Source organism: Lentzea sp. NPDC054927 (assembly GCF_053610285.1).
In genome coordinates, this window is the sequence record NZ_JBSGXZ010000045.1 from 57,783 (window position 1) to 76,455 (window position 18,673).

An 18,673-nucleotide genomic window follows, 5' to 3' on the forward strand; every position below is an offset into this window, starting at 1 on the left:
GCGTGGCACGTGTCGTCGTACTTGACTATGGCTCCGGCAACCTGCGCTCCGCCGAGCGCGCGCTTCAGCGGGTCGGCGCCCATGTCGAGGTGACGTCGGACGCCAGGGCCGCGCGCGACGCGGACGGTCTGGTCGTGCCCGGCGTCGGCGCGTACGCGGCGTGCATGGAGGGCCTGAACTCGGTGCGCGGCGCCCGGATCATCGGCGAGCGCCTCGCCGGTGGCCGTCCGGTGCTGGGCATCTGCGTGGGCATGCAGATCCTGTTCGAGCGCGGGATCGAGCACGGCGTGCTGACCGAGGGCTGCGGCGAGTGGCCCGGCACCGTCGAACGGCTCGAGGCGCCGATCGTGCCGCACATGGGCTGGAACACCGTGCGTGCGCCCGAAGGCTCCAAGCTGTTCGCGGGCTTGGACAAGGACACCCGGTTCTACTTCGTGCACTCGTACGGCGTGCGCAGGTGGGAGCTGGAGCCGGCCGAGCACATCAAACCGCCGTTGGTGACATGGGCGGACCACGCGGGCGACGAGTTCGTCGCGGCCGTCGAGAACGGGCCGCTGTGGGCGACCCAGTTCCACCCGGAGAAGTCCGGTGATGCCGGCGCACAGCTGCTGCGGAACTGGTTGACTACCTTGTCGTGATCACACGACTGCTGACGGTAGCCGCGCTCGCTGCTGCCTTCGTTGCCGTGCCTGGGGGCGCGCACGCCGCACCGGCACCGTTCCACGACAACTTCGACGGCGCTGTGCACACGCCACAGACGTCGGGACTCAACGACAACCTCAAACACCGCCAGGGCACCGGAGCTGTCACGTACAGCCAGGTCGCGGGCGGATCCGTGCACGTCAACGAGCCGCGGCGGCCAGGAACGCTGTCGATGCGCGGCGGCACGACAGCGGTGCGCCTCGACGCGCCCTCCACCGGTTCGGCGATCTCGGCGAAGCTCACCCCGGCGGCGGACGGGTGGTCGTCGATCGTGCTCGGCCGTTCGGCGAACAGCACCGGCCACACGTCCAATCAGGACATAGATCTCGGTTTCCTGTTGCGCCCCAACGGGGGAACCGAGGTGTCGCAGCCGGGCAGGCCGATGGTCTCCTCGTCCGTCAGGCCACGGGCCTCGTTCGAGGTGACGCTGAAGCTCGCTGGCACCACGCTCGACCTCACCGTCAACGGCGAGCACCGGAACATCACGCTCGGCACCGCGGTCCCGACCGACAGGCTGTGGGTCTACCTCGGCTCCGGCAGCTCCACGAGCGCGAGCCTCGTCGACGACCTGCGGATCGAGGCGCTCAACTCCGACGACCTGCGCAAGCGGCCGGGTTCGGCGCTGCGCTACTACGGCTACCTCGGTGCCCGCCAATCCGACGTGCGCGGTCACAGCAACCTGAACCTGATCGACCTCGGCGACCGTCCGGAGGCGACCGCCGGGCAGCAGCTCGGTGGCGTCGACGGGTTCGTGGTGCGGACCGCCGCCGGCGCGAGCCTGGTCAAGAAGCTCTTCCCCGGCAAGAAGGTGATGCTCGTCGTGGCGGGCGCCGCGATCGACGACACGTTCCAGGCACCGTCAGAGGTCGACTGGGTCGGCTTCCAGGAGCCCTGCGCCGGCTACGACCAGCTTGAAGCCAGGATGGCCAAGCTGGCGGAACGCGTTCCCGGCAAGGAGCTCTTCCTCATGCCAGAGGGTTCCCCTCAGGCACCGTGCGCTGATCTGACCGACGCCGATCTCGCGAGCACTCAGTACATGTACCTCGCGTTGGTGCAGCAGTACCCGCAATACGTCGGTTTCCTGGTCACGCCCGTTCCGGCGCAGTTCGCGCGCACCGCGGACGCCCAGGAGCGCGTGGCCGCCCTCGTGCTGGGGGACGCTAGGCTGGCCGGGTGACGTTCACACTCCTCCCCGCTGTTGACGTGGCCGACGGTCGTGCCGTCCGGCTCGTGCAGGGCGAAGCCGGTACCGAGACGAACTACGGCGAACCGCTGGACGCGGCTTTGCAGTGGCAGCGCGACGGAGCGGAGTGGATCCATCTCGTCGACCTCGACGCGGCGTTCGGGCGCGGCTCCAACCGCGAGCTGCTGGCCGCCGTCATCGGCGAGCTGGACGTGAAGGTGGAGCTGTCCGGCGGCATCCGCGACGACGCGTCGCTGGAGGCCGCGCTGGCCACCGGCTGTGCGCGCGTCAACCTCGGCACGGCCGCGCTGGAAGACCCGGAGTGGTGCGCGAAGGCCATCGCCGCGTACGGCGAGAAGATCGCAGTGGGCCTGGACGTCCGCATCACCGAGCAGGGTCACCGGGTCAAGGGCCGTGGCTGGACGTCGGACGGCGGCGACCTCTGGGAGGTCCTCGACCGGCTCGACCGCGACGGCTGCGCGCGCTACGTCGTGACGGACGTGTCCAAGGACGGCACGCTGACGGGTCCGAACCTGGAGCTGCTCGCCGACGTCTGCGCCCGCACCGACGCCCCGGTCGTCGCGTCCGGTGGCGTGTCCACTGTGGATGATCTGGTGGCGCTGTCGAAGCTGGCGCGTGACGGGGTGGAGGGCACGATCATCGGCAAGGCCCTGTACGCCGGTGCGTTCACGCTCCCGGAAGCGCTTGCTGCGGTCCGTTGACGACGACTTCGATGTGAGCGGCCGCGGCCGCGTGCGTGACACCGGTGGTGTGCAGCACGTCGGCCGCGGTCCCTTCTTCGGCGAGCAGCACGCCGAGCAGGATGTGCTCGGTGCCGATGAACATGTGGCCCATCCGGAGCGCCTCGCGGACGGCCAGTTCGAGCGCCTTCTTGCAGTGCGTCGTGTACGGCTGCTTCTCGGGCCGCTGCACGGGGACTTTCTCCAGCCGGTTCAGCACGGCGATGCGAGTGCTGCCGTCGCCGGACTCGAGCTTCGCGATGGTCTTGGCCGCGAGCCCGCCCGAGTCGTCCAGCAGGCCCAGCAACAGGTGCTCGGTGCCGATCCGGTCGCTGAACCGCGCGTGGTGCCTCGCCAGCGCGATGACCCGGCGGGAGCGCTGGGTGTAGCGGTCCATCGAGGGCTTGCCGAGGTCCGGTGACTCCCTGGGTACGAACCGCTTCTGCGCGGCCTGCTTGGTGACGCCGAGGCTCTCGCCGATCTCGGCCCAGCTCGCGCCGCCGCGGCGTGCCTCGTCGACGAAGTGGCCGATCAGGTGGTCGCCGAGCTCGCTCAGCTGACTGCTCATCTCGACGGCTTTCGCGAGGCGCACGAGGGCGTCGTCGGCTTCCTGGGCGACCGTGACGATGAGGTCGGTCAACTGGATCACGCGTCAACTCTAGGTTGACGCCGAGGACTCGGTCAACCTCGGGTTGACGCTCAACGTTGACAGATCCGGTGCACGTTGACGTGCGCGCTGTCCATGTTGATCGGTGGCATCAACGTTGAGTCAACATTGATTGGCGACGTCAATGTTGACTCAACGTTGAGAGGTTCAGCTCGGCAGCGTGATCTCGATGCCGACCGTGCCCGTGCGGCCCCGGCGCAGCTTGCTGCCGGTCATCGTCAGCCAGCCCATGAAGCCGTACTTCTTCACGATGCGCGTGCGGACGTCGTCGCTGGCGTCGTCGTCCAGCAGCCGGGCGCGCGCCTTGATCGACTCGCCCTGGGGGTTGCCGCGGAGGTCGCACGGCCCGATCTCGACGTCCCCGCTGCGTCTGATCCGCTTGACCTTGCCGGTCTCCTTGGCGCTCCAGGCGTAGATCACGCCGTCGGACGGGCCGGGAGCGACCCAGACCGGCGTGGGGACCGCGGTGCCGTCCTTGCGGAAGGTCGTCAGCAGCAGGTACTGGCCTTCGCCCAACTCGGTGATCATGGCGCCGCAGCGTAGTCCCCGTGCCTGCCTTGTAGGCTTTCGCGCATGTCAGTCGCGGTCCGTGTCATCCCCTGTCTCGACGTCGACCGGGGCCGGGTGGTGAAGGGCGTCAACTTCACCAACCTCGTCGACGCGGGCGACCCGGTCGAGCTGGCCAGGGTGTACGACGCCGAGGGTGCCGACGAGCTGACGTTCCTCGACGTGACGGCCAGCAGTGGCGACCGCGAGACGACGTTCGACGTGGTGCGCCGCACCGCCGAGCAGGTGTTCATCCCGCTCACGGTCGGTGGCGGCGTGCGCAGTCCCGACGACGTCAACAAGCTGCTCCGCGCGGGTGCGGACAAGGTCAGCCTCAACACCGCGGCCATCGCGCGCCCGGAGCTGCTCAAGGAGTGCTCGGAGCGGTACGGGGCGCAGTGCATCGTGCTGTCGGTGGACGCGCGGCGCGTGCCCGGCGGCACCGGCTTCGAGGTCACCACGCACGGCGGGCGCAACGGCACCGGCATCGACGCCGTCGAGTGGGCCGCGCGAGGCCAGGAGCTGGGCGTCGGCGAGATCCTGCTGAACTCCATGGACGCCGACGGCACCAAGGCCGGGTTCGACCTCGAACTGATCGAGCTGGTCCGGCGCGAGGTCGACGTTCCGCTGATCGCCAGCGGCGGCGCGGGCGCGGTCGACCACTTCCCGCCGGCCGTCACCGCGGGCGCGGACGCCGTGCTGGCCGCCAGCGTCTTCCACTTCGGACAGCTCCGCATCGGCGAGGTCAAGGACGGCCTCCGCCAGGCCGGCGTCGTAGTGCGATGAATCCCGGTGCACTGAAGCCGGTCGAGGTGCGGGTGGCCTCGGCGGTCGCGTTCGGCGGCGCGCTGGTGTTCTTCGTGATCGGCCTGGTCCTGTGGCGCTCGACCGGCGACGCGGACGTGCTGAAGCTGCCGTCGTTCGTCGCGCTCTTCGAACTGCTCGTCGCGGCGTCGTTGTTGCTGCGGCTGAGGTTCATGCACTACCCGGCGATGGTGGTGTTCATCCTCGTCGCCCTGCTGCATCTCGTGATCGTGCTGGCCGACGGACCGGCGTGGGCCCGCGTCGCGTCCGGCGTGCTGTCCGCTGTGCACATCTACGGCGTGGTCCTGCTCAACACCGGACCCGCACGTGAACACCTGGGAGGACCCCGTTGAGCAGCCCGCTCGATCCCGCGATCTCCGCGCGGCTCAAGCGCACCCCGGACGGCCTGGTCTGCGCGGTCGCCCAGCAGCGCGACACCCGTGAGGTGCTGATGGTGGCGTGGATGGACGACGAGGCGCTGCACCGCACCCTCACCACCCGCCGCGCGACCTACTACTCGCGCAGCCGCCAGCAGCTGTGGGTGAAGGGCGAGACCTCCGGGCACACCCAGTACGTGCACGAGGTGCGGCTCGACTGCGACGGCGACACGCTGCTGCTGATCGTCGACCAGGTGGGCGCCGCCTGCCACACGGGCGACCGCACGTGCTTCGACGCAACGGTGCTGCTCGCCGGCGAGTGACGGCTAGTCGAGGTCGCCCGTCAGGTAGCGCTGCAGGTTCGGCGCCACGGTCCTGACCAGCGTGTCGACGTCGATCGACGCCAGCGGTTCGAAGTGGACGACGTACCGGACGATGCCGAGCCCGACCATCTGGGTCGCGCACAACGTGGCCCGCAGCTCGCGTTGCTCCGCGCCGATCTCCATGAGCACCTTGCTGAAGATCGCGTTGATGAGGAACGACCTCAGCGCGTTCGCGACCGCCTCCTGACTGGTGACGCTGCGGATCAGGGCGGCGAAGGTGCCGCCGCCGGTCGCGTCCCAGACGGTGATGAAGGTGCGGATGATGCGTTCGCCCGCCTGCTCGACCGGGCCGTCCATCAGGCGTTTGAGGATCTCGGCCGGGTCGAACGGGAGCTGCAGCACGGACTGGGCGAACAGGCCTTCCTTGCCGCCGAACCAGTGGTTGACCATGGCCGCGTCGACGCCTGCCCTGGCGGCGATCGCGCGGACCGTCGCGCCGTCGTAGCCCTTTTCCACGAACACCTCGCGGGCCGCGGCGAGGAGGGCGGCCCTGGTGTCCTCTCCCGCGGCGCGGCGGCCTCGGCGTTTCTGGTTCACTTGCTCCACACGGGTCATAGTTCAACAGATGTTGAATTTATGCAACAATTACCGGCATGGTGAGCGTCATCGGGGCTGTGGCTTCCGTTGGTCTGGGGTCCGTGAGTCCTACGCGTGAGGAGTTCCGCGAGCTGGCGGTGAACCGCCGGGTCATCCCGGTGGTGCGCAGGCTGCTGGCGGACGCGGAGACCCCGGTCGGGCTGTACCGCAAGCTGGGCGCGGATCGGCCCGGCACGTTCCTCTTCGAATCGGCGGAGAACGGGCGCTCGTGGTCGCGATGGTCGTTCATCGGCGTGCAGTCCTCGGCGGCGCTGACGGCGACCGGCGGTGAGGCGTACTGGACGGGCACGCGGCCTGTCGGCCTCCCGGACGGCGGCGACCCGCTGGAGGCCCTGCGCGAGACCGTCGAGGTGCTGCGCACGGACCCGTTGCCCGGCATGCCCCCGCTGACCGGCGGGATGGTCGGCTACATCGGCTACGACGCGGTGCGGCGGCTGGAGCGGCTGCCGGTCATCGCCGAGGACGACCTGAAGATCCCCGAGCTGGTCATGCTGCTCGCGACCGACCTCGCGGCGCTCGACCACCACGAGGGCACGGTCACGCTCATCGCGAACGCGATCAACTGGGACGACTCGCCAGAGCGCGTCGACGCCGCGTACGACGACGCGGTGCGGCGCCTCGACGAGATGACGACGCAGCTGCACACGCCCGCGCCGCCGACCGCCGCCGTGTTCGCGCGGCCGAAGCCCGAGTTCCGGCGCCGGCGCTCGCAGGCGGAGCACTTCGCGGCCGTAGAGAAGGCCAAGGAGGCCATCCGCGCGGGCGAGGCGTTCCAGGTGGTGGTGTCGCAGCGGTTCGAGATCGACACGGACGCCGACGCGCTCGACATCTACCGGGTGCTGCGCGCGACGAACCCCAGCCCGTACATGTACCTGCTGCGCCTCGAGGGGTTCGACATCGTGGGCTCCAGCCCCGAGTCGCTCGTGACCGTGCGGGACGGCAAGGCGACCACCCACCCCATCGCGGGCACCCGCTGGCGCGCGGAGGACCCGGAGGAGGACGCCCTGCTCGAGAAGGACCTCCTCGCCGACCACAAGGAACGCGCCGAGCACCTGATGCTCGTCGACCTCGGCCGCAACGACCTGGGCCGCGTCTGCAAGCCGGGTTCCGTGCACGTCGTCGACTTCTTCAAGGTCGAGCGGTACAGCCACGTCATGCACATCGTGTCGACCGTGACCGGTGAGCTCGCCGAGGGCAAGACGGCCTACGACGCGGTCGCGGCCTGCTTCCCGGCCGGCACGTTGTCCGGTGCGCCCAAGCCGCGCGCGATGGAGCTCATCGAGGAGCTGGAACCCACCCGTCGTGGCCTCTACGGCGGCGTTGTGGGCTATTTCGACTTCGCCGGGGACGCGGACACCGCCATCGCCATCCGGACCGCCCTGGTGCGCGAGGGGACCGCCTACGTGCAGGCGGGCGGCGGCATCGTGGCGGACTCCGACCCGCTGGCCGAGGACAACGAGTGCCTGAACAAGGCGGGCGCGGTGCTGGCCGCGATCGCCACCGCGCAGACGATGGCGCCGGCTGTTGAAAGCTAGCCGTCCACTGTGGATCGCCGCGCTCCTGCTCGTGGGCGCGGCGGGTGCCTTCTGGGGCGCGGGCTCGGTGCCGATCGCGCTGCTGAGCCTCGCGTCCGTCGCGGCGGTCGTCGCGCTGAGCGGGACGGCGCGCCGGATCCTCGGCGCGTTGCTCGTGGTCGTGGGCATCGCCGCCGCGTTCTCCGGGCACTGGCTGGCGATCGCCGGAGGTGTCCTCGTGGTCGCCTCCGGTGCGCTTCAAGTAGCGCTCGGGCCCCGGATGCCGAAGATCGGGGTGGGTGGGCAGAAGGCCCGTCCGCACGACCCCGAGACGGACATGTGGCGCGCACTGGAGCGTGGAGATGATCCGACCGACGATACGAAGGCCGGCGGGCCGGTCTCGAACGAGTGAAGATCATTCGTCCGCATTCACGCATGTGACACGTGTACAGCCACGGCTAGCTGCGTGGACACCGAACCCCCGGTGGCTGGGGCATTACTCCGCCGGGGTTAGCATCCCCGTAGCGGGAAGGGGAGCAACACTGTGACGGTTCTCGAGTCGATCCTCGAAGGTGTGCGTGAGGATCTCGCCGCTCGCGAGGCTCAGTTGTCCTTCGACGTCGTCAAGGAGCGCGCGACCAAGGCAACTCCGCCGCTCGACGTGATGTCAGTGCTGCGCGGGCCGAACGTGGGTGTCATCGCCGAGGTCAAGCGCCGCAGCCCCTCCAAGGGCGCGCTGGCGGAGATCCCGGAGCCTGCCGAGCTCGCGTCCGCGTACGAGGCGGGCGGCGCGTCGGTGATCAGTGTGCTGACCGAGCAACGCCGCTTCGGCGGGTCGCTCGCGGACTTCGACGCCGTGCGCCGGGCGGTGAAGATCCCCCTGCTGCGCAAGGACTTCATCGTCGCGCCGTACCAGGTGCACGAGGCGCGGATGCACGGCGCGGACCTGGTGCTGCTGATCGTGGCCGCGCTGGAGCAGAACGCGCTGGTGTCGCTGCTCGACCGGGTCGAGTCGCTCGGCATGACGGCGCTCGTCGAGGTGCACACGGCCGAGGAGGCCGACCGTGCGCTCGAGGCGGGTTCGTCGGTCATCGGGGTGAACGCGCGCAACCTCCACACGCTGGAGGTCGATAAAGACGTTTTCGGCAGGATCGCTCCGGGACTACCCTTCGAGACGATCAAGATCGCCGAGTCGGGCGTGACCGGGCCCGGCGACCTGATGTCGTACGCCGGTGCGGGCGCCGACGCGGTGCTCGTCGGCGAAAGCCTGGTGACCAGCGGCGACCCCAAGGCCGCCGTCAACAAGCTCGTGACCGCCGGTTCGCACCCCGCATGCCCGCGGCCCAGCCGATAACAGCGCTAGAGGAGCTACCAGATGGGCCAGTTCACGCCCACGCCGCATGATCCCGACGACCGGGGCCACTTCGGCCCGTGGGGTGGCCGGTTCGTGCCGGAGGCCCTGATCGCGGCGGTGGACGAGCTGGCTGCCGAGTACGACAAGGCGCGCATCGACCCGGAGTTCGTGAACGAGTTCCAGCGCCTGCTGAGGGACTTCGCGGGCCGTCCGTCGCTGCTGACGGAGGCGCCGAAGTTCGCGGAGCACGCCGGCACGCGGGTGTTCCTCAAGCGCGAGGACCTGAACCACACGGGTTCGCACAAGATCAACAACGTGCTCGGTCAGGCGCTGCTGACCAAGCGCATGGGCAAGAAGCGCGTGATCGCCGAGACGGGTGCGGGCCAGCACGGCGTCGCGACCGCGACGGCGTGCGCGCTGCTCGGCCTCGACTGCGTCGTCTACATGGGCGAGGTCGACACCGAGCGGCAGTCGTTGAACGTCGCCCGCATGCGTTTGCTGGGCGCCGAGGTCATCCCGGTGAAGTCCGGCTCGCGGACGCTGAAGGACGCGATCAACGAGGCGTTGCGCGACTGGGTCGCCAACGTCGACGAGACGCACTACCTGCTCGGCACGGCCGCGGGCCCGCACCCGTTCCCGCTGCTGGTGCGCGACTTCCACCGCGTCATCGGCATCGAGGCGCGTGAGCAGATCCTCGAGAAGGCCGGTCGGCTGCCCGACGCCGTCGTCGCCTGTGTCGGTGGCGGTTCGAACGCGATCGGCATCTTCCACGGCTTCATCGACGATCTCGACGTCCGCCTGGTCGGTGTCGAGCCCGGTGGCTCCGGCCTGGACAGCGGCAGCCACGGCGCGACGCTGACCGCCGGCACGCCCGGCTCCCTGCACGGCGCGATGTCGTACGTGATGCAGGACGAGGACGGCCAGATCACCGAGGCGCACTCGATCTCCGCCGGTCTCGACTACCCCGGCGTTGGCCCTGAGCACTCGCACCTCAAGGACATCGGCCGGGCCGAGTACTTCCCGGTGACCGACGCCGAGGCGATGGAGGCGTTCGCCCTGCTGTCGCGGACCGAGGGCATCATTCCGGCGATCGAGTCCTCGCACGCCCTCGCGGGCGCGCTGAAGCTCGGGCCGTCGCTCGGACCGGACGGCCTGCTGGTCGTGAACCTGTCCGGGCGTGGGGACAAGGACATGGACACGGCCGTTGCGTACTTCGGCCTCGGTGACGGGGGACAGGCCTGATGTCGTTGTCTGACGTTTTTTCGGCGGCGAAGGCCGAGTCGCGGGCCGCGCTGGTCGGCTACCTCCCGGCGGGCTTCCCGACGGTCGAGGGCTCCAAGGACTACCTCCGTTCGATGATCGACGCCGGGTGTGACCTGGTCGAGGTCGGTCTGCCGTTCTCAGACCCGGTGATCGACGGCCCGACCATCCAGGCCGCCGCCGAGCAGGCCCTGAGCGCCGGTTTCCGCGTTCGCGACCTGTTCGACGTGGTGGCTGCCGTGGCTGACGCCGGTGGGCGTGCGGTCGTGATGTCCTACTGGAACCCCGTGCTGAAGTACGGCGTGGACGCGTTCGCACGCGACCTCGCGGCCGCGGGTGGCCTCGGGATGATCACGCCCGACCTCGTGCCGGACGAGGCCGACGACTGGATGGCGGCCTCCGCGGCGCACGGGCTGGACCGGATCTTCCTGGTGGCGCCGTCGTCGACCGAGGAGCGCATCGCGATGACCGCACGTGCCTCCTCCGGCTTCCTCTACGCCACCGCGGTCATGGGCGTCACCGGTGCCCGTGACGTGGTGTCGTCCGCTGCTCCTGAACTCGTTGCGCGGGTGCGTGAACACACCTCCATTCCGGTCGGTGTCGGGCTGGGCGTGCGGTCCGGCGCGCAAGCCGCGGAGATCGCGGGGTTCGCGGACGGCGTGATCGTCGGTTCTGCTTTCGTGTCGGCCGTGGCTGAGGGCGATGGTGCGGTGCGTGCGTTGGCCGCCGACCTGGCCAAGGGCGTGCGATCGGCCGCTGCGACGGTTTGAGTTTCCCGGTTCTTGTCGAAGCCGCTCGGCCCTGCGGGTCGGGCGGCTTTTTGCTGCTCTTTCAGGGGCGTGGAGTTACTCCAAGAGCATGACATGAATTCGAACACCTGATCGAGTGAATCTGGGTCGGTTGGGGCCAAAACCCCGTTTGACTGTCGGTCTGACCTGGGATCGTGGCGCTATGCACAAGCCGGCCATCCGCCTGGCGTGCCACACTGGTGGTGCGCAGGCGGTCAACGGAGGTGATGCCCAGTGGCGGCGCCAGCCGAAGCTCGACCCGATTTCCTGCTGCCCACTCACGAAGGGCCCTGGACGCTCGAAGACGTCCTCGCTCTCCCTGAGGACAACAGTCAGCGCATCGAACTCGTTGACGGGATGCTGTACGTGAGCCCGCTGGGGACCGCCGTGCATCAGCGACTGGTGTTCGAAGCGTCGTACTCGTTGCGTTCAGCGTGTCCGAAGCAGTTCGAGACCACGATCGAGCTGAACGTTCAGTTCGAAGGCGATCGGTTGTTCATCCCGGACTTCACGGTGCTGAAGAAGCGCGGCGCGAAAGGCTTGACCGTGCCGGCGGCGGACGTGCTCCTCATCGGCGAGGTGATCTCCCGGAGCACCAAGGTGAACGATCTGGTGCTCAAGCGTCAGATGTACGCGGAAGCCGGTGTTTCCTACTACCTGATCATCGATCCAGGCCAGGACGTTCCCAAGGCGAAGTTGTTCGAGCTTGGAGAACAGGGGAAATACGTCGAGATCGCGTGCAGCGACAACGGGGTGCTGACCCTTGAGCGGCCGTTCCCGGTCACGATCGAACTGCCCTCCTAGCCGTAGAGCCACTCCAGCCGTTCGTGCAGGTCAGCGACGGTCCACGAGGCGAACATCGCGTCACGGGCCGCAGCGGCGTCACCGGCTGGGTGGTAGACCTCCCGACCCATCGACCGTGAAGCGTGGTGGACGCGCGCGGTGCGCTCCGAGCGGAGCGACACGTACCGCGCAAAAGAGCCGGCCACGTCACGGGGGTCGAACACGGAGGAGAGGCACACGGCGTCCTCCAACGCCTGACAGGCGCCCTGCGCGGCGTACTGCAGCACGGGATGGGCGGCGTCCCCGAGCAACACGACCCGCGAGTCCTGCCAGGTCGTGATCGGCGCACGGTCGCACAACACCCACGCACGCCACTCGTCGGCCAGCTCCATGATCCGCGTGGCGTCGTCGCACAACGGCATGAAGTGCCGCATGACCTCGGCGTGCTCCACGGGCTTGCCGGTCATGGGCTCCTTGGCGCCGTTGTCCGCCGTTGCCACCAGGTTCACGTACCGCCCACCGGCGATCACGTACCAAACCACGTGGTAGCGCGGCCCGGCCCAGAGCGTGACGACGTTCTCCTTCAACGAGCGCGGTACGTCCTGAGCGGGAATGACCGCCCGAAACGTCGTGTGCCCCGACACCGGCGGCTCCCCGTCACCGACGAGCTGCCGCCGTACCGCCGACCGCAACCCGTCCGCGCCCACAAGTGCCTCGCCGTGCACCAGATCGCCGGCCCGCGTCACCACCGTGACCCCGTCGGCGTCCTGTGTGTACGCCTCCGCACCGCTGTTGACCCGCAGTTCGATCAACTCGTGGTTCTGGCAGGCGTCGAGCAACGGTGTCAGCACGTCGTTGCGATGCACCACCGCATACGTGCCGAAGCGCTCCTGAAACCCGGCGTCGACCGGCAACCCGGCGATCAGCCGCCCGGAAACCCCGCACCGCAACCGCAACTCGTCCACGTGCACGGCCCGCGCCCGCACCACAGCCCCTACACCCAGCGAATCGAGCATGCGAAACCCGTTGGGCCCCACCTGAATGCCGGCCCCGATCTCCTCGAACACCGTGGCAGCCTCGAGAACCGTCACACGATGCCCGGCCCGCGCGAGCCCGAGCGCCGCCGCCAGGCCACCGATACCGCCGCCGACCACCAGGACCGTCATGTCCGACCTTTCGCGAGTCCGCCTCAGACCGCGTCCGAGTATCTCGGCTCAGCGATCACGAACCCCCTAAGAAGGCGGCGGGGCCCGGATCGACGCGCCCAGCAGAGAAGGTCTGGGTGTTTCCCGCGCGGTTGGGCCGCCGGCGTGGTCCATTGCCGGCCGATCTTCAACGCCCCTCAAACCCCAGCCCACGGCACCGGCAGGGTTCGGGCCGGTAACGATCGAGCGTCCGAACGAGACGCACACAGGGCCACCGGTACGGTGGGCGACGTGTTGAACGGGTTGAACGCCGTCCTGGCCACGATCCCGAGCCCAGACCGTGGTGTTTGGTACCTCGGTCCGCTCCCCATCAGGGCCTACGCGTTGTGCATCATCGCCGGCATCATCGTCGCCATTTGGTGGGGTGAGCGCCGTTGGGTCGAACGCGGCGGCATCAAGGGCGAGGTGACGGACATCGCCGTGTGGGCGGTGCCGTTCGGCCTCGTCGGCGGGCGGCTCTACCACGTCATCACGGACAACCAAAAGTACTTCGGGCCGGGCAAGAACCCGCTCGCGGCGCTGGAGATCTGGAACGGCGGCCTCGGGATCTGGGGTGCGATCGCGCTCGGCGGGGTCGGCGCCTGGATCGGGTGCCGGCGCAAGGGCATTCCGTTGCCGGCGATGGCGGACGCGCTGGCGCCCGGCATCGTGGTGGCGCAGGCCATCGGACGGCTCGGCAACTACTTCAACCAGGAGCTCTACGGCGGCGACACGACGTTGCCGTGGGGTCTGGAGATCTACCGGCGCGTCACGCCGGAGGGCCGTGAGGACGCGCTGGCCGGGGTGGCGATCGATCACACGCCGATCCAGGTCGTGCACCCGACGTTCCTCTACGAGCTGTTGTGGAACCTCGGTGTCGCGCTGCTGATCGTGTGGGCCGACCGCAAGTTCCGGCTGGGTCACGGGCGGACGTTCGCGTTGTACGTCGCCGGTTACACGGCCGGGCGGTTCTGGATCGAGTTGATGCGCACCGACGAGGCGACGCTGATCCTCGGCACGCGCGTGAACGTGTTCGTGTCGGCGCTGGTGTTCCTGGGCGCGGTCGCCTACTTCATCATCGCCAGGTCGCGCGGTGAACGTGAGGACGTCGCGGCACTGCGGGGCACGGCCATGCCCGCAGAGGATCAGCCAGCAGAGGGCCAGCCCGCCGATGGCGAACCCGTCGTCGCGACCGAACCCGAGCCTGAGACCGACGTCGTCGTCGACGAAGCAGACGACGCGAAGGACAAGAAGAGCTCCCCGGAGTCCGTCAAACCGGAGTGATCTGTGCGCGTGCTCGTCGTCGAGGATGACGACCGGGTGGCCAGAGGCCTGCTGACCGCGCTGCGGCACGCCGGCTACGAGGTGCATCGGGTGGCCACGGCCGCCGACGCGCTGCGTGCCGCTCCCGCCGACGTGGTGCTGCTCGACCTCGGCCTGCCCGATGGCGACGGTCTCGACGTGCTGCGCGAGTTGCGGCACCGTCCGGGCACCGCCGTCATCACGGTGACGGCGCGCGGTGAGGAACGTGAACGCGTGCTCGGCCTGCGGGCCGGCGCCGACGACTACGTGGTGAAGCCGTTCGGGACGTCGGAGCTGCTCGCCCGGATCGAGGCGGTGCTGCGCAGGACGCGCATGCACCGCGCCGGGCCGGAGAGCGAGGTCCTGGTCCAGGTCGGCGCGTTGCAGCTCTCCACGTCGACGCGCGAGGTCACGCTGGACGGGGAGCCGCTGTCGCTGACCCGCAAGGAGTTCGACCTGCTCGCCCTCCTCGCGACCCGCAAGGGCGAGGTGGTCAGCCGCGACTTCATCGTGGACCAGGTGTGGCAGGCGCACTGGGAGGCGCCGTCGCGGACGCTGGACACCCACATCGCGGCGTTGCGCGGGAAGCTCGGCGGGCACGTCAAGATCGAGACGGTCCGCGGCGTGGGGTACCGACTCGCCACGTGACGAGTCTCCAAGAGACATCCACAGGCACGTGCGGAACAATCTCAACCGATGCTCCGCCGACTGCTCGTCATCACCGTTCCGCTGCTCGTCGCCCTGGTCGCGGCGCTCGGCATCCCGTTGGCGTCCGCGGTGGTGCAGCGCGAGACGCAGACCACCTATCTCGACCGCCTCGGTGACGCGAGCAGGTTCGCCTCGCTCGGTGAGAGCGCGCTGCAGTCGGACCGGCTGGAGGCGCTGAGCCAGGAGATCCAGCGCTACGACGCCCTCTACGACGTGCCGGTCGCCCTGGTCAGCGCGGACAAGCGGATCCTGCTGGCCTCCCGGCTCGGGTTCAACCCCACGAACGACCCCGCGGTCACGAAGGCGCTGAACACCGCCCTGAACGGCGGGATAAGGCCCGAACCCGACTACACGGGCTGGCCGTGGCGCACCGGGCCGATGGTCGTCGTCGAACCGGTCGGGCGGGACAGCGAGGTCGTCGCCGCGGTCGTCACCATCTCGCAGACGCGCGGTCTGCGGACCGAGGTGCTGCGGCAGTGGGGGCTCATGGCGCTGGCCGGTCTCGCGCCGATGCTCGCCGTGGTCGCCGCCGCGTGGCCGATGTCGCGCTGGGTGCTGCGGCCGGTCGGCAGGCTCGACGAGGCCACCGCCGCGGTGGCGGCGGGCAACCTCGACGTGCGCGCGGACGAGGTGGGCGGGCCGCCGGAGCTCCGCCGGCTCGCGAAGAGCTTCAACACCATGGTCGACGTCGTCGGCAGGGCTTTGAACAGGCAACGGGCGTTCGTCGCCGACGCGTCGCACCAGCTGCGCAACCCGTTGGCCAGCCTCCGGCTCGCCGTCGACAACCTCGAGCCGCACGTGCAGGGCGAGCACGGCCGGGAGGCGCACGAGATCGCCGTCGAGGAGGCCGAGGAGATGGGCCGCGTGCTCGACACGCTGCTCGCCGCGACCCGCCTCGACAGCGCCCGCAAGACCGAGCCCGTCGAGATCGACCAGCTGCTCGCGACCCATCGGCCGGCCTGGCAGGCGCTCGCGACGAAGTCCGGCATCGCGCTGAAGATCGAGGTACCGGCCGGCCTCACCATGCAGGAACCACCCGGCGGGCTCGGCAGCGTGCTGGACGAACTGGTCAGCAACGCCGTGCGGCTCGCCAACGCCACCGAGGTCCGGCTCACCGGCAGGCCCGGTGAGCTGCACGTCATCGACAACGGCGACGGCCTGGACGACGAGGAACGGGAGCGGGCGCTGCAGCGGTTCTGGCGCGCCACCAAGCACCAGAACATCGCGGGCACCGGGATGGGACTCGCGATCTGCGCCGAGCTGATCGAGTCGGCGGGCGGCACGCTCACCCTGCACGACGCGGGCCCCGGCCTGGACGCCCGGATCTCCCTCAGCGCTTCACGGAACGGAACCAGCGCATAGCGCCGTCGTGCAGCGGCACGAGCCCGGTGGCGATGCCGGTGCGGACGTTGATCCGCGACGCCTCCGGATGCCCCTCCACGATCCGCGCCGTTTCGGTGAACACCGTGCGCGTCACGACCTCCACCACGTCGGCGCTCAGCGTGTCGCGCGCCAGCAGCAGGTTCGGCACCGCGAACGTGGGGTTCGCCGCCACGCCCTCGTAGGTGGTGCTGGGGATGGTCGCCGGGATGTACGGCCCCTTGTAGGCGTCAGCGAGCTTGACGGCCTCCGCCGTGATGTCGATCATCCGAACCCTGCCCTTGAGGTCGGTGATCGCGGGGGTCGGGATGCCGGTCAGCGCCAGCATCGCGTCCAGGGACCCGTCCGCGACCCGCCGCGACGCGTCCGAGTGGGCCATGCGTTCGTCCATTGCGGACACGTTGAACGCCCTCAGCATCCGCATCGAGGTGAACTCCGTGCCGGACCCCTTGGGGCCCAACGAGATGCGCTTGCCCGCGAGGTCTGCGAAGGTGTGGATCGGCGAGGAGATCGGCACCGCGATCTGCATGAAGCTGTCGTAGAGCCGGCCGACCGCGCGAACGCTCTGGGGGTCGTCGATGGGGTCCAAAGAGGACAGCGCGAGCTGCGCGTCACCGGAGCGCAGCAGCTGGAGGTTCTCCACCGACGCCGCGGTCGGGATCGCGGTCACCTTCGTGCCCGGCAGCTGCTCGGCCAGCGCGGCCGCCAGCGCCCCTCCGACCTCGCGGAACACCGCGCCCTCCGGCCCGGTCGCGAGCACGAGTTCGGCGGGTGCCTCGACCTTGCGCGGGGTACACCCCGCGAGAGCCAGGCCGGCCCCTACCAGAAGTGTGCGACGGCTGAGCGACACGAGCGAAGCCTAGCTGTTACGTCAGGGCTGTCTGAAGTTTCCGTGTGTCGGCTTGTTGAGGTCGGTGGCGCGGCTCACTCTCCTACCCAACGCGAAGTTCAAGGAGGAACCGTGGCGACCACCACCACCGGCCGCAAACCGATCTACAAGCACCTTTACTTCTGGGTGCTCGTCTCCATCGTGCTGGGCGCGGCCGTCGGCTTCCTGTTCCCCAAACAGGCGTCCGAGATGAAGTGGCTCGCGGACCTGTTCGTCAACCTCGTCAAGGTCGTCATCGCGCCGACCATCTTCGCGACGATCATCGTCGGCATCGCGGGCCTCGGCAACCTCGCCAAGGCGGGCGGGCTCGCGCTCAGGACGATTCTCTACTTCACCGCGATGACGACGGTGGCGCTCGCCATCGGCCTCCTCGTCGTGAACATCGTGGCGCCGGGTCACCAGGGCGGTGCGATCGCGCTGAACGAGTCCGCCGCCGAAGCCACGCTGAAGTCGGCGTCGACCGCGGAGACCGGTGTCACCGGCTTCATCCTGAGTCTGGTGCCGAAGTCGTTCGTCAGCGCGTTCACGGACGGACAGCTGATCCAGGTCCTCGTCGTCGCGATCCTCGTGGCCGTCGCCGTGGCGGGCATGGGCGAGCGCGGTGCCAAGGTCGTCTCCGCGATGGAGACCCTGTCCAAGGTCATGTTCGGCATCATCAAGATCGTCATGTACGCGGCGCCGATCGGTGCCTTCGGCGGTATCGCTTACACGGTCGGCAAGTTCGGCGGCGGCATCCTCGGCAAGCTGCTGTGGCTGATGGGTTCCTTCTACGCCACCTGTTTGCTGTTCATCGTCGTCGTGCTCGGCATCGTGGCGCGGATCGCGGGCTTCAGCCTCCTGAAGTTCCTGCGCTACATCAAGGACGAGATCCTGATCGTGCTCGGCACGTCGTCGAGCGAGTCGGTGCTGCCGCGCATGATGGTCAAGCTGGAGGCGGCGGGCGCGCAGAAGTCGGTCGTGGGCCTCACCATCCCGACCGGGTACTCGTTCAACCTCGACGGCACCTGCATCTACCTGACCATGGGCGCGATCTTCATCGCCCAGGCCACCGGTCACGACGTCTCGATCGGTGTGCAGATCGGCCTGCTGCTGTTCATGCTGATCGCGTCGAAGGGCGCGGCGGGCGTCACCGGCGCCGGCCTGGTCACCCTGGCGGCCTCGCTGCAGGCCTTCGAGGCCCACTCGGCCATCCCCGCGGTCGGCATCGCGCTGATCGTCGGCATCGACCGCTTCATGTCGGAGGCCCGCGCCATCACCAACGTGATCGGCAACGGTGTCGGCTCCCTGGTCGTCGCCGCCTGGCAGAAGGGGCTCGACAAGGAGCGCCTGAACGAGGTGCTGGACAACCCGGACCTGGTCGACGTCGACGACCTGCTGGAGAAGCAGCACGCCGAGTCGGACAAGACCGCGGCCGCCCACTAGAGGAACGTCCGTGGCCGGGGGCGTCTCTTCCCGCCCCCGGCCACCAGACCACCACCATCTCATAAACACAAAACCAAGACAACGACAACC

21 protein-coding genes are annotated in these 18,673 nt (G+C 69.3%); 16 read left to right on the top strand and 5 right to left on the bottom strand.

From position 1 onward, the window contains the following. Positions 1-2 precede the first annotated feature (2 nt). Genes hisH through priA form a run of 3 tightly spaced genes read left to right on the top strand, consistent with a single transcriptional unit; the run spans position 3 to position 2,607 of the window. Positions 3-638, top strand: coding sequence for an imidazole glycerol phosphate synthase subunit HisH (gene hisH / locus ACWGE0_RS38250; protein ID WP_452265757.1), 636 nt, complete (start codon positions 3-5; stop codon positions 636-638). After that, positions 635-1,879, top strand: coding sequence for a hypothetical protein (locus tag ACWGE0_RS38255; protein ID WP_452265758.1), 1,245 nt, complete (start codon positions 635-637; stop codon positions 1,877-1,879). Before hisH ends, ACWGE0_RS38255 begins: the two co-directional genes overlap by 4 nt. After that, the gene (priA, locus tag ACWGE0_RS38260) at positions 1,876-2,607 is read left to right on the top strand and encodes a bifunctional 1-(5-phosphoribosyl)-5-((5-phosphoribosylamino)methylideneamino)imidazole-4-carboxamide isomerase/phosphoribosylanthranilate isomerase PriA (RefSeq protein WP_452265759.1); all 732 of its coding nucleotides are present in this window, start codon (positions 1,876-1,878) and stop codon (positions 2,605-2,607) included. Before ACWGE0_RS38255 ends, priA begins: the two co-directional genes overlap by 4 nt. Here priA and ACWGE0_RS38265 read toward each other — a convergent pair. Both ACWGE0_RS38265 and ACWGE0_RS38270 read right to left on the bottom strand, forming a co-directional pair. Further along, positions 2,573-3,274, bottom strand: a complete 702-nt coding sequence (locus ACWGE0_RS38265; protein WP_452265760.1) for a Clp protease N-terminal domain-containing protein — start codon at positions 3,272-3,274, stop codon at positions 2,573-2,575. The two genes, priA and ACWGE0_RS38265, sit on opposite strands and share 35 nt — an antisense overlap. Before the next feature lie 165 nt (positions 3,275-3,439). Further along, complete coding sequence (locus tag ACWGE0_RS38270; protein ID WP_452265761.1) at positions 3,440-3,820, bottom strand: PPOX class F420-dependent oxidoreductase; 381 nt, start codon at positions 3,818-3,820, stop codon at positions 3,440-3,442. A 45-nt stretch (positions 3,821-3,865) separates the two neighbouring features. On the opposite strand from ACWGE0_RS38270, the gene hisF reads away from it, so the two are divergent. The 3 genes from hisF to hisI are packed head-to-tail and all read left to right on the top strand — an operon-like array spanning position 3,866 to position 5,342. Continuing rightward, complete coding sequence (gene hisF, locus ACWGE0_RS38275) at positions 3,866-4,624, top strand: imidazole glycerol phosphate synthase subunit HisF (RefSeq protein ID WP_452265762.1); 759 nt, start codon at positions 3,866-3,868, stop codon at positions 4,622-4,624. Then, the gene (locus ACWGE0_RS38280) at positions 4,621-4,995 is read left to right on the top strand and encodes a hypothetical protein (RefSeq protein ID WP_452265763.1); all 375 of its coding nucleotides are present in this window, start codon (positions 4,621-4,623) and stop codon (positions 4,993-4,995) included. Before hisF ends, ACWGE0_RS38280 begins: the two co-directional genes overlap by 4 nt. Further along, entirely contained in the window at positions 4,992-5,342 is a 351-nt protein-coding gene (gene hisI / locus ACWGE0_RS38285; protein ID WP_452265764.1) for a phosphoribosyl-AMP cyclohydrolase, read from the top strand. The genes ACWGE0_RS38280 and hisI overlap by 4 nt, the downstream gene beginning before the upstream one ends. A gap of 3 nt (positions 5,343-5,345) precedes the next feature. Here hisI and ACWGE0_RS38290 read toward each other — a convergent pair whose 3' ends face one another. Then, positions 5,346-5,957, bottom strand: a complete 612-nt coding sequence (locus ACWGE0_RS38290) for a TetR/AcrR family transcriptional regulator (protein ID WP_452265765.1) — start codon at positions 5,955-5,957, stop codon at positions 5,346-5,348. Between the two features lie 38 nt (positions 5,958-5,995). Here ACWGE0_RS38290 and ACWGE0_RS38295 point away from each other — a divergent pair, with 38 nt between their 5' ends. The 6 genes from ACWGE0_RS38295 to ACWGE0_RS38320 all read left to right on the top strand — a co-directional run bounded on the left by ACWGE0_RS38295 (position 5,996) and on the right by ACWGE0_RS38320 (position 11,719). Beyond that, a complete protein-coding gene (locus ACWGE0_RS38295; RefSeq protein WP_319969490.1) occupies positions 5,996-7,534 on the top strand; it encodes an anthranilate synthase component I in 1,539 nt (512 codons plus the stop codon). Then, positions 7,524-7,925: a Trp biosynthesis-associated membrane protein gene (locus ACWGE0_RS38300; RefSeq protein WP_452265766.1), complete on the top strand. Its 402-nt coding sequence runs from the start codon at positions 7,524-7,526 to the stop codon at positions 7,923-7,925. Before ACWGE0_RS38295 ends, ACWGE0_RS38300 begins: the two co-directional genes overlap by 11 nt. Positions 7,926-8,057: 132 nt before the next feature. Beyond that, positions 8,058-8,867 carry an indole-3-glycerol phosphate synthase TrpC gene (gene trpC / locus ACWGE0_RS38305; RefSeq protein WP_452265767.1) on the top strand — a complete coding sequence of 270 codons (810 nt, stop codon included), beginning with the start codon at positions 8,058-8,060 and terminating at the stop codon, positions 8,865-8,867. Positions 8,868-8,888: 21 nt separating this feature from the next. Then, positions 8,889-10,109 carry a tryptophan synthase subunit beta gene (gene trpB / locus ACWGE0_RS38310; RefSeq protein ID WP_452265768.1) on the top strand — a complete coding sequence of 407 codons (1,221 nt, stop codon included), beginning with the start codon at positions 8,889-8,891 and terminating at the stop codon, positions 10,107-10,109. Further along, positions 10,109-10,897, top strand: coding sequence for a tryptophan synthase subunit alpha (gene trpA / locus ACWGE0_RS38315; RefSeq protein WP_452265769.1), 789 nt, complete (start codon positions 10,109-10,111; stop codon positions 10,895-10,897). Before trpB ends, trpA begins: the two co-directional genes overlap by 1 nt. A gap of 252 nt (positions 10,898-11,149) precedes the next feature. Beyond that, a complete protein-coding gene (locus ACWGE0_RS38320; protein ID WP_452265770.1) occupies positions 11,150-11,719 on the top strand; it encodes a Uma2 family endonuclease in 570 nt (189 codons plus the stop codon). On the opposite strand, the gene ACWGE0_RS38325 is transcribed toward ACWGE0_RS38320, so the two are convergent. Then, positions 11,716-12,864, bottom strand: coding sequence for an FAD-dependent monooxygenase (locus tag ACWGE0_RS38325; RefSeq protein ID WP_452265771.1), 1,149 nt, complete (start codon positions 12,862-12,864; stop codon positions 11,716-11,718). The two genes, ACWGE0_RS38320 and ACWGE0_RS38325, sit on opposite strands and share 4 nt — an antisense overlap. 261 nt (positions 12,865-13,125) lie before the next feature. Here ACWGE0_RS38325 and lgt point away from each other — a divergent pair, with 261 nt between their 5' ends. Genes lgt through ACWGE0_RS38340 form a run of 3 tightly spaced genes read left to right on the top strand, consistent with a single transcriptional unit; the run spans position 13,126 to position 16,254 of the window. Next, positions 13,126-14,166 (top strand): prolipoprotein diacylglyceryl transferase, encoded by a 1,041-nt coding sequence (lgt, locus tag ACWGE0_RS38330; RefSeq protein ID WP_452265772.1) that lies wholly within the window; start codon positions 13,126-13,128, stop codon positions 14,164-14,166. A gap of 3 nt (positions 14,167-14,169) precedes the next feature. Next, complete coding sequence (locus ACWGE0_RS38335; RefSeq protein WP_319969496.1) at positions 14,170-14,832, top strand: response regulator transcription factor; 663 nt, start codon at positions 14,170-14,172, stop codon at positions 14,830-14,832. A gap of 48 nt (positions 14,833-14,880) precedes the next feature. Further along, positions 14,881-16,254, top strand: a complete 1,374-nt coding sequence (locus ACWGE0_RS38340; protein ID WP_452265773.1) for an ATP-binding protein — start codon at positions 14,881-14,883, stop codon at positions 16,252-16,254. Here ACWGE0_RS38340 and ACWGE0_RS38345 read toward each other — a convergent pair. Continuing rightward, entirely contained in the window at positions 16,223-17,122 is a 900-nt protein-coding gene (locus tag ACWGE0_RS38345; RefSeq protein ID WP_452265774.1) for a TAXI family TRAP transporter solute-binding subunit, read from the bottom strand. The two genes, ACWGE0_RS38340 and ACWGE0_RS38345, sit on opposite strands and share 32 nt — an antisense overlap. Positions 17,123-17,233: 111 nt before the next feature. Here ACWGE0_RS38345 and dctA point away from each other — a divergent pair, with 111 nt between their 5' ends. Then, positions 17,234-18,583: a C4-dicarboxylate transporter DctA gene (gene dctA / locus ACWGE0_RS38350; protein ID WP_452265775.1), complete on the top strand. Its 1,350-nt coding sequence runs from the start codon at positions 17,234-17,236 to the stop codon at positions 18,581-18,583. The last annotated feature ends 90 nt before the right edge of the window (positions 18,584-18,673 follow it).